Origin of the sequence: Leptobacterium flavescens, from assembly GCF_010671605.1 — a bacterium.
GTDB classification, from domain to species: domain Bacteria; phylum Bacteroidota; class Bacteroidia; order Flavobacteriales; family Flavobacteriaceae; genus Leptobacterium; species Leptobacterium flavescens.
The window spans coordinates 310,362-323,640 of the sequence record NZ_JAABOO010000003.1; the positions used below are offsets into that span (position 1 = coordinate 310,362).

General features: G+C 42.2%; 10 protein-coding genes. 7 read left to right on the forward strand and 3 right to left on the reverse strand.

The features are described 5' to 3' along the window. Window position 1: 1 nt before the first annotated feature. Both panD and panC read right to left on the reverse strand, forming a co-directional pair. Window positions 2–352, reverse strand: a complete 351-nt coding sequence (gene panD, locus GWK08_RS13620; protein ID WP_163607776.1) for an aspartate 1-decarboxylase — start codon at window positions 350–352, stop codon at window positions 2–4. Window positions 353–365: 13 nt separating this feature from the next. After that, window positions 366–1,208 carry a pantoate--beta-alanine ligase gene (gene panC, locus GWK08_RS13625; RefSeq protein ID WP_163607777.1) on the reverse strand — a complete coding sequence of 281 codons (843 nt, stop codon included), beginning with the start codon at window positions 1,206–1,208 and terminating at the stop codon, window positions 366–368. 109 nt (window positions 1,209–1,317) lie between these two features. Here panC and GWK08_RS13630 point away from each other — a divergent pair, with 109 nt between their 5' ends. The 7 genes from GWK08_RS13630 (at window position 1,318) to GWK08_RS13660 (ending at window position 12,384) form a co-directional block, all read left to right on the forward strand. After that, window positions 1,318–2,127, forward strand: a complete 810-nt coding sequence (locus tag GWK08_RS13630; protein ID WP_163607778.1) for a glycogen/starch synthase — start codon at window positions 1,318–1,320, stop codon at window positions 2,125–2,127. A 19-nt stretch (window positions 2,128–2,146) separates the two neighbouring features. Continuing rightward, on the forward strand, window positions 2,147–3,991 hold the full coding sequence (locus GWK08_RS13635; RefSeq protein ID WP_163607779.1) for a DUF4270 domain-containing protein: 1,845 nt from the start codon (window positions 2,147–2,149) through the stop codon (window positions 3,989–3,991). Window positions 3,992–4,008: 17 nt separating this feature from the next. Next, window positions 4,009–5,856, forward strand: a complete 1,848-nt coding sequence (gene glmS, locus GWK08_RS13640; protein ID WP_163607780.1) for a glutamine--fructose-6-phosphate transaminase (isomerizing) — start codon at window positions 4,009–4,011, stop codon at window positions 5,854–5,856. 93 nt (window positions 5,857–5,949) lie between these two features. After that, the gene (locus GWK08_RS13645; RefSeq protein WP_163608263.1) at window positions 5,950–8,769 is read left to right on the forward strand and encodes a TonB-dependent receptor; all 2,820 of its coding nucleotides are present in this window, start codon (window positions 5,950–5,952) and stop codon (window positions 8,767–8,769) included. Between the two features lie 33 nt (window positions 8,770–8,802). After that, entirely contained in the window at window positions 8,803–10,329 is a 1,527-nt protein-coding gene (locus GWK08_RS13650; protein ID WP_163607781.1) for an SGNH/GDSL hydrolase family protein, read from the forward strand. Between the two features lie 235 nt (window positions 10,330–10,564). Further along, the gene (gene atpD / locus GWK08_RS13655) at window positions 10,565–12,073 is read left to right on the forward strand and encodes a F0F1 ATP synthase subunit beta (RefSeq protein ID WP_163607782.1); all 1,509 of its coding nucleotides are present in this window, start codon (window positions 10,565–10,567) and stop codon (window positions 12,071–12,073) included. Window positions 12,074–12,090: 17 nt separating this feature from the next. Continuing rightward, entirely contained in the window at window positions 12,091–12,384 is a 294-nt protein-coding gene (locus GWK08_RS13660) for a F0F1 ATP synthase subunit epsilon (RefSeq protein ID WP_163607783.1), read from the forward strand. A gap of 51 nt (window positions 12,385–12,435) precedes the next feature. Here GWK08_RS13660 and GWK08_RS13665 read toward each other — a convergent pair whose 3' ends face one another. Further along, the gene (locus GWK08_RS13665) at window positions 12,436–12,897 is read right to left on the reverse strand and encodes a GNAT family N-acetyltransferase (RefSeq protein WP_163607784.1); all 462 of its coding nucleotides are present in this window, start codon (window positions 12,895–12,897) and stop codon (window positions 12,436–12,438) included. Window positions 12,898–13,279 lie beyond the last annotated feature (382 nt).

The window sequence follows — 13,279 nt, forward strand, 5'->3', positions numbered from 1 at the left end:
ATTAATTTAAAAGATTGTTTTCTTCGTTGGGGAAAACAAGTGAGGGTTTAAAAGTTTTAGCTTCCTCGATATCCATCATCGCATAGGTAATAAGGATCAGGACATCTCCTTTCGCTACCTTTCTGGCCGCTGCTCCGTTAAGTGTGATCTCTCCGCTTCCTCTGGGGCCCGGAATAGCATAGGTTTCAAGGCGTTCTCCGTTATTGTTATTAACGATCTGCACTTTTTCTCCCTGTATGATATTTGCTGCATCCATCAGATCTTCATCAATAGTTATGCTGCCGATATAATTCAGATCGGCTCCGGTAACTTTTACCCTGTGTATTTTGGATTTAACAACGTGTATTTGCATGTTGCAAAGTTAATTAATTTAAGGCGATATTATCTATTAGTCGTATGTCATTTGCATATACTGCAATAAAAGCTCTGTACCTTTTTTCCGGCACTATGCTTTTTACTTTTTTCAAAGTTTCTTCATCTGCGATCTCAAAATATTCGAGGGAGAACAATGATTGTCTGTCAAAATATTTTATTACCCATTCCTCTAACTCTAAAGCACTTTTTGTGCCAAACTCTTTTCTGACATCTTTCAGGCATGCGTAGATCATAGAGGCCTTCTCCCGCTGCTCGGGTGAAAGACGCTCATTCCTCGAACTCATGGCAAGACCGTTTTCTTCCCTTTTTATCGGGCAACCTACTATGTTTACTGGGATACGGTGTTTTTTTACGAGAGTTCTTATGATCTGAAGTTGCTGAAAATCCTTCTCCCCGAAATAGGCATTGTCCGGATCTACGGCTTCAAACAACTTTTTGACGATAGTCCCTACCCCGTCAAAATGTCCGGTTCTGAACCTGCCTTCCATTTCAAATTCAAGTCCGTCAAAGTCAAACTTCTCAGAAACGAGGCTGTCGCCGTACATTTCGTCGGCTTCCGGGCAAAAAACAACAATATCATTGCTCAATGAGCGGAGTGTATCCAGGTCTTTATCGAGATTTCTCGGATATTTCTTCAGATCTTCCGCATTGTTGAACTGGGTTGGATTGATAAAAATGCTGATCACCGTGACATCGTTTTCCTTCAAAGATTGCTCTATTAAAGACAGGTGTCCGGCATGCAGTGCCCCCATAGTTGGCACTAAACCTACAAGCTGATTGTTAAAGCTTTGTAAGTAACTTTTTATAGCACTTTTATGTTGGAATATATCCATTTATGAAAAATTAACAGCCTGCAAACTTATATATTTTAAAGTAATTAGGCATAATTTTTGTAATTTTGCATGCTTTAAGCAGAATTGTAATAAAAATTAAATCAGTTATATGACAGATAAGAAGGTGTTATTTGTCTCTTCAGAGATGGTGCCCTATTTGCCGGAAAATGAAGTTTCATCCATGGCGTACGAGAGCCCGAGAATGGTAAATGACAGAGGAGGACAAATACGGATCTTTATGCCCAGGTTCGGAAACATTAACGAACGGAGGCATCAGCTTCATGAAGTGATAAGGTTATCTGGTATGAACTTGGTGGTAAACGATATGGATATGCCGCTTATCATTAAAGTTGCTTCTATCCCCAAAGAGAGAATTCAGGTTTATTTCATTGATAATGAAGAGTACTTCAAAAGGAAAGCTACTTTTTCCGATGAAGAGGGGAATCTGTTCCCCGACAATGACGAGCGTGCTATATTCTTTGCAAAAGGAATAGTAGAAACAGTCAAAAAACTTAATTGGTCGCCCGATATTATCCACGTTCACGGATGGATGGCTTCTCTTGTTCCCCTCTACCTTAAAAAGTATTACGCAGACGAACCGCTATTTGCCGAAAGTAAAATAGTGACCTCCGTATATAACAAAGATTTTGATGGGACGTTAGATAAAGAGATGATCAATAAAGTGAGATTTGACGGTATCCCCGAAGAAGAGATCGATGTTTTGGAAGAACCTAATTACTCTAATCTGCTTAAAGTAGCTATTAATAATTCCGATGCGGTCATTGTTGCTTCAGACGGTATCCCCGAAGATCTTAACGATCATATTTCCAAACTGGATAAACCTGTTTTGCCCTTTATTTCCATATATGAATTTGAAGAGGCTTATGCGCAATTTTACGATACTAAAGTTTTAAATTAATCTCTTACTGAAGAAAGCAATGATGAATATTTTAAATGGTAAAGGATTAAAGGTTTTAATTCCTGCGTTGATTATTACCTTAATAATATCCTGTGAAGATGATTTTAGCACAGTTGGAACCGATATTATCGGAACTAATAATTTTGAAACAGAACGTGAGAGTTTCGACGTTTTTGCGTCTACAAGAGTTTTAAATTCGGTTCAGTCAAACGGACTGGCCGTTTATCAGCTGGGAAGGCTAACCGACCCGATTTACGGGACTCATGAGGCAGGCTTTGTGTCTCAGCTTTCAATACCCAGTGATAATCCGCGATTCGGGAATAATTCCCAGGAGCAGGAAGATGTGGGCGACAGCGATGAGATCCCGACTACGATTCAGGAGAATGAGGAAGTGAACAGAGTATTTCTGAATATACCTTTCTTCCTGGCAAACAGTGCTGCCAATGACGATGATAACGACGGAGTGGTAAACAGTCGTGATGTTAACCCTAACGACCCGAACAGTGATTCCGACAATGATGGGGTAACCGATTTTGAGGAGAGAGTTAACGGAACCGATCCGCTGAACCCCGATACCGATGGTGACGGAATAGTAGATGGTTCTGATGAGGATACACAGCGTGATATTTTCCCGAATACTTTTGAGTTGGATTCTATTTTTGGAAATGAAGTGGCTACTTTCGACCTGAGGGTAGAACAACTTACTTTCTTCCTTAGAGATCTTGACCCGAATACCGGTTTTCAGGATGCTCAGGAGTATTTTTCAACGATGGACTTTAACAGTTTTACCGGGGCTACCCTTTTTGACGGGAATATTTCTATCAGCCCGAGGGAAACAGTAATTTTCGGAGAAGATGATCCGGATACTCCCGATGTGGATGAGTCGACTTCCGTAACCAGGAGGATCCCCCCAGGAATACGAGTGGAGTTAGATCCAACCTTTTTTCAGGAGAACCTGATAGATATGGAAGGTGATGCGCGTATTGCCAATAACCAGAACTTAAGGGATTTTTTCAGAGGAATAAGAGTAACTACCAGTAATCATGCAGAAGATATCCTGATCCTGTTTAACCTTAGTCAGGCGAACATTGAAGTGGAATATTCTTTCGACAGGGCAAACCAGCAGGGAACCCTTGATGATGAATCGGATGATACCATAGATCGCGTTGAAAACACCTTTACCCTAACCCTTGGAGGGAATATGGTAAATACCTTTAACGGAGATCCTTTGTCTAATGAGATCCTGACAGAGATTAACAGAGGAACCGACGCTTCCCGTTTATATCTTACTCCGGGAGGAACCACTTTTGTGGAGATGAACCTCTTTGACGAAGAAGGATCCAGTACCGTACTGGATCAGATCAGAACAAACGACTGGTTGATCAATGAGGCCAACCTTGTGTTTACCATAGACAGAGATCAGCTGGATATTGCAGGAAGCAGGCTTGAGCCCAACAGATTGTATCTCTATAATCTTGAAAATAATACAACCATTGTTGATTACCTTTTAGACCCGACCCAGCAGGCGTCAGGGAACAATGTAGAATCCCGGACCGTATATGGCGGGATCATTGAGACTAACGACGAGGGAAGAGGAACTCAATACAAAATACGCCTTACCGAACATATTAACAGGATCATCAGGAATGATTCAACCAATGTAAAACTCGGTCTGGCAGTAACAGCAAACATCAATAATTCTAGAAATATTACCGGTGTCAATGCAGATACCGACGAATTCAGAATCCCCCAGGCTTCAGTATCCAATGCATTTGGTACGATTCTCTTTGGTGGTAATACCCCGGGAGAAGAAGACAAAGAATTAAAACTAGAAATCTTTTATACAATACCAAAAAACAATTAACCAATTAAAACAAAACTATGTGTGGAATTGTAGGTTATGTGGGTCACAGAGACGCATATCCCATTATCATTAAAGGTTTACAAAGACTGGAGTACCGAGGTTATGACAGTGCCGGGGTTGCGCTGTATGACGGAACAGATATCAATCTGTCCAAAACCAAAGGGAAAGTCCAGGAATTAAAAGACAAAGCAGAATCAGAGATATCTACTGCCGGAAGCGTTGGTCTGGGTCATACCAGATGGGCTACGCACGGAGTACCTAACGATGTTAATTCCCACCCGCATTATTCAAATTCCGGGAACCTGGTAATTATCCATAACGGGATCATTGAAAATTACGAGCCCTTAAAAAAGGAGCTTACTAAAAGGGGTTATACCTTTCAGTCCGATACAGATACGGAAGTACTGGTTAACCTGATAGAAGATGTTAAGAAAAATGAAGGGGTAAAGCTTGGAAAAGCGGTTCAGATCGCTTTGAACCAGGTAATCGGTGCATATGCCATTGCCGTGTTCGACAAGACCAAACCCGATGAAATAGTAGTGGCCAGACTCGGAAGTCCGCTGGCGATCGGAGTAGGTGAAGATGAGTTCTTTATTGCTTCGGATGCTTCACCCTTTATAGAATATACAAACAACGCCATTTATTTGGAAGATGAGGAAATGGCTGTGGTGCGAAGAGGTAAGAAAGTAAAAGTAAGAAAGATAAAAGACGATTCCCTGGTAGATCTATATGTTCAGGAACTTCAGCTTAACCTGGAGCAGATAGAGAAGGGCGGATACGATCATTTCATGCTTAAGGAGATCTTCGAACAACCCAATGCCATCAGAGATACCTACAGGGGAAGACTGCTGGTTAATGAAGCTATTGTTAAAATGGCGGGTGTTGAAGATAATATGAAGAAATTCCTCAACGCAGAACGTATCATTGTTGTGGCCTGCGGAACTTCATGGCATGCCGGCCTTGTTTCGGAATATATCTTTGAAGAATTTGCACGTATCCCGGTAGAAGTTGAATACGCTTCGGAATTCCGTTACAGAAACCCTATCATTACCGAAAAGGATGTGGTAATAGCCATTTCTCAATCGGGAGAAACCGCAGATACCATGGCGGCCATTAAACTGGCTAAATCCAAAGGAGCTTTTGTGTTCGGGGTTTGTAATGTGGTAGGATCTTCTATTTCGAGAGAAACCGATGCAGGAGCATATACGCATGCCGGTCCTGAGATCGGAGTGGCATCGACCAAAGCATTTACAACTCAGATAACGGTCCTTACCTTAATTGCCTTAAGGTTGGCAAGAGCCAAAGGAACCATGTCGAGTTCGGATTACAGGCTTCATCTTCAGGAGCTGGAGTTAATCCCGGAGAAAGTAGAGAAGACCCTGCTTTCCGACGATCACGTAAAAGAAATATCGGCTATATACAAAGATGCGACCAACTTCCTGTACCTGGGAAGAGGATTTAATTTCCCGGTTGCCCTGGAAGGAGCTCTTAAGTTAAAAGAGATCAGTTATATCCATGCAGAAGGTTATCCTGCTGCGGAGATGAAACACGGACCTATTGCCCTTATTGATGAGCAAATGCCTGTAGTGGTAATTGCTACCAGGAAAGGACATTACGAAAAGGTGGTGAGTAATATCCAGGAGATCAAGTCCAGAAAAGGGAAGATCATTGCTATTGTGACCGAAGGAGATGTTTCTGTAAAAGAGCTTGCAGATCACGTTATTGAGATCCCGGCATCTGAGGAAGCGCTTTCTCCGCTTCTCACGACCATACCTTTACAATTGTTGTCTTATTATATTGCTGTAATGAGAGAATGTAATGTAGATCAGCCAAGAAATTTAGCAAAATCGGTGACTGTGGAATAGTTATAAATTCTATAAATTCGATAGGCTAATGTTAAATAATTGATAATTTTCTGTATATTGTTCTCGTCAAATTACTAATTACTAAATAGAATGATGAGAACACTATTTTCAGCAATTTTATTGCTGTGGGGACTGTCGTCCTTTGCGCAAACTACCATTACAGGTAAAGTTGTGGATGAGAACAATACGCCCGTTCCAGGGGCCAATATTGTAATTACAGGGAAAACTATCGGAACAACCTCAGATTTTGACGGGAAATTTACTCTGACAACTTCGGAGGTACCACCTTTTAACTTAACTGTTTCGAGTATAGGTTATGCTACAACTACTGTTGCGGTTACTGCGAATAATCAGGAGTTGAATATCGTCCTGAATTCTGAGGAGACTTTATTGGATGAGATCGTGGTTTCTGCATCCAGGACTCCTGAACGTATTTTTGAATCTCCGGTTTCCGTAGAACGATTCGGGATAAAAGAGATCAAGAATACAGCTTCTCCTTCTTTTTATGACGGGTTGGAAAATCTTAAAGGGGTAGACCTCAATACAAACAGTTTAACCTTTAAATCGATTAACACAAGAGGTTTTGCCACTTTCGCAAATACGCGCTTTGTTCAGTTGGTAGACGGGATGGACAACTCTTCTCCCGCACTGAATTTTGTGATTGGTAATATTGTTGGAATAAACGAGAACGATGTACAGAGTGTGGAATTACTACCGGGTGCATCTTCTGCTTTATATGGGGCAAACGCTTTTAACGGGATCTTGTTCCTAAGAAGTAAAAGTCCGTTTGATGTTCAGGGAATAAGCACTTATGGTAAGACCGGTATCACTTCTCAGGAAGCAGCCGGCGATAATGTTTTCTATGACTTCGGATTCAGGGCTGCACATGCCTTTAGTGATAAATTTGCTGTGAAGGTTAACTTCTCTTACCTGAGCGGTAGAGACTGGTTTGCGGTGAATGAAGTGGACGTGAATAATCCGGGAGCGACAAGAGCCGATCCTGGTTTTGACGGTTTGAATATCTACGGAGATGAGGTGGCAACCAACTTAAGAGGGGTTGCGGATGCACTCGAGTCTCAGGGACTTATCCCGGCCGGTGCTGCTAACCTGGTTCCGAGTGAAACCGTGAGCAGAACAGGATACAGAGAAAGAGATCTTACTCAATACAATGCAGAAAGTATTAAAACAGACCTGACATTAGTGTATCGTCCTTTTGCAGATGACTTTGAGATCATCTATAACGGACGTATCGGTCAGGGATCTACTATTTACCAGGGAGCTAACAGATATTCCCTGAATAACTTTACGCTTCAGCAGCATAAACTGGAGTTCAGAAACAAGAACTTCTTCCTGAGAGGATATGTAACCAGTGAGTCTGCAGGAGATACTTATGATACCCGTTTTACAGGGATCAACATTAACCGTGCATATAGCGACGACCAAACCTGGTTTGGAGAATATACAGGAGCCTTTATCCAGACCATCCTTGCCGGAGGTACTAACGATCAGGCGCATGCTGCAGGTAGACAATTTGCAGACAGGAACAGATTAATTCCCGGAACTCCTGAATTCCAGGAAGCTTTTGACAGAGTTACTTCAGATCCGGACCTTCTTACAGGTTCCAGATTCCAGGATAATACGAAACTTTACCACGTAGATGCGAATTATAATTTTACACACCTGACCAGCAACTTTGCTGAGATCCAGGTTGGAGGTTCCTTCAGAGAATATCAATTGAATTCTGCAGGAACGATCTTTACGGATTTTGACGGGCCTATCATCTATTCTGAGGTAGGTGCATATACGCAGATCCAGAAAAAGCTGGCAGATGAAAGACTGAAGCTTACGGGATCTGTACGTTATGATAAGAACCAGTTGTTTGACGGTTTCTTCTCTCCGAGATTCTCTGTAGGATATACGGTTGGTGAGGAACGCAATCACAATATCAGGGCATCCGTACAAACAGGATTCAGAAACCCGACTACTCAGGATCTTTATATCGGTCTTGACGTAGGAGCTGCTTTCCTTGTTGGTTCTGCGGAAGGAAATCCTGCAAGATTTGAAAGAACAAGAACGTTGAGCGGTGTTGGTCAGTTGATAAACGGCGGACAGCAAACTGTTACTTTTGACGGAAGCGGAGCATACGAGAATTCATTTACTGCAACTTCTGCACTCTTGTTTGCACAGACACAGAATCCTGCAGACCTTCAGATAGCTAATCCCAATCCGGTAGAACCGGAGCAGGTTACTTCCTTTGAAGTTGGATACAGGGGGCAGCTGAACGATAAAAGGATCATTGTAGACCTTAGTGCTTACTACAACTCTTATAAAGACTTTATCTCTACCGAAAACACGATAGTTCCTCTATACGGAAATGTAAATCTTAGCGATGCTACAGATCTTGGACAAGGACCTATTCCTAATGCGGTTATTGCACTTGCAAACGGAGATACTCAGGTTATCCAGGCATATACCAACTCTGAAGCCGATATCAACTCATACGGAGCTACTATCGGTGTTGATGCCAAAGTATTAGGGAACTTCGACCTCGGAGTGAACTATACTTTTGCGGAGTTCGACTTTGATCAGGCTTCTGATCCTGATTTCAGACCAGGATTCAATACACCGAAGCACAAGGTGAAAGCGTCTTTCGGAAATACTGAACTATTCAAAAATTTCGGTTTCAATGTAAGCTGGAGATGGAGTGATTCATACTTCTGGCAGGCATCTTTTGCAGACGGAAACGTTCCGGCGTACAATGTAGTTGATGCTCAGTTGAGCTATAACATCCCGAAATTAGAGTCTGCGATTAAGATCGGAGCGTCTAACCTGCTTAACGAAGAGTACTTTACTGCTTTCGGTACAGGATTGGTTGGAGCACAGTATTTTATTTCATGGACTTACAGACCATAAATTAATTCTTTAACTTTTAATATTAAGAACCAGATGAGCTTAAAAAATTGCTATAAATGGTTGCCTCTTCTGTTTTTAGGTTTTGCCGCCTGTACTTCAGACGATGATGCAACAACACCGGTGGAACCGGAAGTTCCGATAACTTCCGGAAATGCAGATTTCTCTAACTATGTTTCCATAGGGAACTCCCTGACGGCAGGTTTTACAGACGGAGCCCTGTTCGTTGCGGGACAAACAAACTCTTTCCCGAATATCCTTTCACAGCAATTTGCGATGGCAGGCGGAGGAGAGTTTAATATTCCTTTTACGAATGATAATCTGGGAGGTGCATTGTTAGGAGGAAATCAGATCCTTAATAACAGATTGTTCTTTGACGGTGCCGGACCTGCGGTTTTACCAGGTAACCCGACTACCGAGATATCCAATATTCTAACCGGACCCTTTAACAATATGGGAGTACCCGGAGCCAAGAGTTTCCATATCGGATTACCGGGTTATGGAAATATTGCCGGTATTCAGGCAGGAACAGCTAACCCTTATTTTGTAAGGATGGCTTCTAGCCCGAATGCTACTATCCTGGCCGATGCCCTTGCGCAAAACCCGACATTCTTTACCCTGTGGGTTGGGAATAATGACGTACTTAGTTTTGCAACTTCAGGAGGTATCGGAGTGGATCAGACTGGAAATCCGAACCCTGCAACTTACGGGCCTAACGATATTACGGACCCGACAGCTTTTGCAGGTATTTTTACCGGACTTGTCGATGCGCTTACTGCAAATGGCGCCGGAGGTGCGGTAGCAAATATTCCGGATGTGAACATTATTCCGTTCTTTACTACGGTACCTCATAATCCTGTACCGTTAGATCAGGCTACGGTTACTCAGTTAACCACAGCGCTCTTAGGCCCTGTCGGACAGATCCTGGCCGGTTTGGGAGAAGGAGACAGGCTTGTGGCTCTGGAAGCTTCGGAGTCTAACCCTTTACTTATTGTTGATGAGTCCCTGACAAATTATTCAGCAGAGATCAGCGGTGCGTTACAACTGGGAGGTGTTTCTCCACAGGAAGCAGCACTTATAGGAAATCTTTTCGGTCAGGCAAGACATGCTACCGAGAACGACTTTATCCTGTTAACCACTTCTACGATCATCGGAGGAGAACAAGCAGGTATCCCTGCACCTTTAAATACGATAGGAGTAACCTATCCTCTTCAGGATGCTAATGTACTTACTGCAGACGAAGCAGCTATGATAGGAACAGCTGTAGATGCGTATAATGCAACCATTGCGGCTATAGCTCAGCAAAACGGACTGGCCATCGTAGATGCCAACAGTCTTTTACAGCAGGTTTTCACAACCGGGGTCCCTTACGAGAACCTGGTACTGAGATCTGATCTTGTTTTCGGAGGAGCTTTCGGACTGGATGGAGTACACCCAACATCGAGGGGATATGCCTTTATTGCAAATGAATTTATGAGATCTATCAATGCAACCTATGGTTCTAATTTGCCTATGGTAACGCTGTCGGACTTCCCGACGCTTTTCCCGTTGGCATTGCCTTGATAAAGAAGATATAATTACTAAAAACCAGCACGGATCCGTGCTGGTTTTTTTGTTTTTAAGGGGCTGGAAATACCGTTTAATAAAGGGAAATAAAAATTAAGAAAAAAATCGATAAGAAGCTTATTAATTTTTCAATTAAAAACATATCTTTGCACCGCTAAAAAAGATCGTTTCGGATCAAAAGAAGCTTATAATTGTTTTAGCACATAAAAAACTAAACATTAAATAGTTAAGAATGTCAAAAGTTACAGGTAAAGTTGCACAGATCATTGGCCCTGTTGTAGACGTAGCGTTCTCTTCAGGAAATGAACTTCCAAGAATTTACGATTCCCTTGAAATAACGAATGCAGATGGCTCTAAACTTGTTTTAGAAGTTCAGTCGCATGTAGGTGAGGATACAGTACGTACCATTTCCATGGATTCTACTGATGGTTTAAGTAGAGGAACCGAAGTTGTAGCAAGCGGAAACCCTATTCAGATGCCAATTGGAGAAGATGTTTACGGACGTCTTTTTAATGTTATAGGAGATGCTATCGACGGATTAGGAGATTTACCAAAAGCTGGTAAAGACGGACTTCCGATCCACAGAGAAGCACCAAAATTTGAAGATCTTTCAACTTCTACGGAGGTTTTATTTACAGGTATTAAAGTAATCGACCTTATCGAGCCTTATGCAAAAGGTGGTAAGATTGGTCTTTTCGGTGGTGCCGGGGTAGGTAAAACAGTATTGATCCAGGAGTTGATCAACAATATTGCAAAAGGTCACGGTGGATTATCAGTATTCGCCGGTGTAGGTGAAAGAACACGTGAAGGAAATGACCTTTTAAGAGAGATGCTAGAATCTGGTATTATTAAGTACGGAGATGATTTCATGCACTCTATGGAAGAAGGTGGATGGGACTTATCTAAAGTAGATAAGGCTTCTATGAAGGAATCGAAAGCAACCTTCGTTTTCGGTCAGATGAACGAGCCTCCTGGAGCACGTGCACGTGTGGCCCTTTCCGGACTAACTGTTGCAGAATATTTCCGTGACGGAGCTGGAGACGGACAAGGAAAAGACGTTCTTTTCTTCGTAGATAATATCTTCCGTTTTACACAGGCCGGTTCTGAGGTATCTGCACTTCTTGGACGTATGCCTTCTGCGGTAGGTTATCAGCCAACTCTTGCGACAGAGATGGGTGCTATGCAGGAGCGTATTACTTCTACCAAGAAAGGATCTATTACATCTGTACAGGCGGTTTACGTACCTGCGGATGACTTGACTGACCCTGCACCAGCAACAACCTTTGCTCACCTTGATGCAACAACTGTACTTTCACGTAAGATCGCAGAGCTTGGTATCTACCCTGCGGTAGATCCGCTGGATTCTACTTCAAGGATCCTTACTGCTGATATCCTTGGTGATGATCACTATAACTGTGCTCAGCGTGTAAAAGAGCTATTACAGCGTTATAAGGAACTTCAGGATATTATTGCCATCCTTGGTATGGAAGAACTTTCAGAAGAGGATAAACTGGCAGTAGGTCGTGCAAGACGTGTACAACGTTTCCTTTCTCAGCCTTTCCACGTAGCAGAGCAGTTTACTGGTATTCCTGGAGTACTTGTTGATATTAAAGATACTATCAAAGGATTTAATATGATCATGGACGGAGAGTTAGATCACCTTCCTGAAGCAGCATTTAACCTTAAAGGTACTATCGAAGAAGCTATGGAAGCTGGAGAGAAAATGTTGGCAGAAGCTTAATCTGAAAAACAAAAACTATGTTTTTAGAAATTGTAACACCGGAAGCTACTATTTTTAATGCTGAAGTGGATTCTGTAACGGTACCGGGGATCAACGGTGAATTCCAGATGCTGGAAAATCACGCCCCTGTTATTTCCCTTCTTACTGAAGGAACTGTTAAGATCCATACACACACTAAATCACATCTGGAACTGGATGAACTTCACGGAACGATAGTTCCTCACAACGATGATGATAAGGTACTTACATTAAAAATTGGTTCCGGAACAGTTGAAATGAAAGACAATAAAGTAATCGTATTGGCAGACTAATCCGGTTGCAAAACATAAATAAAGAACCCTGACTTTCCGGTCAGGGTTTTTTTATACACTGTATTCGAGTTCCATTCTGATGTCACACCTGGGTGATTCTATTGGCCCCTTAACCGTTTTAAATCCATAACTGTGGTAAAGACCGATTGCAGCTTCCATTTTATAAGAGGTTTCCAGGATAATTTTTCGGGCATTCCTCCTTCCCGCTTCTCTTATTAGCTCTTCCAGCATTTGCCTCCCGTATCCCTGACCCCTGTAGCTGTTGCTCACATACATCTTGCGAATTTTAAAAAGGCCTTCACCTTCATTTTTTAACGCCCCTGTAGCCATAACAGAGCTTCCATTCTCAAAGATCAGGAAGAGACCACCCGCATTGGTATAGGAGGCTTCAATATCTTCCAGATCGGCCTCCGAACTGTTTTTGGCATAGTCAAAATCAAATTCGGAAAGCCCTTTCAGAACCAATTCTACAATTTGTTCTCTGTCCTTATTTGTCGCAGCTCTGATAATCATAACTTAAAGATACTGTTTCTGTTACTATGTTTTAATGCAATGACCAATAACCAATAACCAATGATCAATGATCAATTACCAATGACCAAATTCCAAACTCCAAATAAGTGAGAGCAAAATTCCCTCCTGTCATCCTGAGCGCAGTCGAAGGAAAAGGAGGGGTGCCTGCCTTTACTATAGGAGCGTTAAACTCCTTATGATGTCATTCCTCCGCAGGTAGGAATCTTCCCGTAACCGGAATGGATTCCGCAACAAGTGCGGAAATCAAAGATTCGACGAAGTCAATGACAATTTTAGTACTAACAACAACCACCAACTAAATCCCAAATTCCAAACTCCAAATTCTAATCGCTAACAACCATCAACTAAAAACCAACAACCG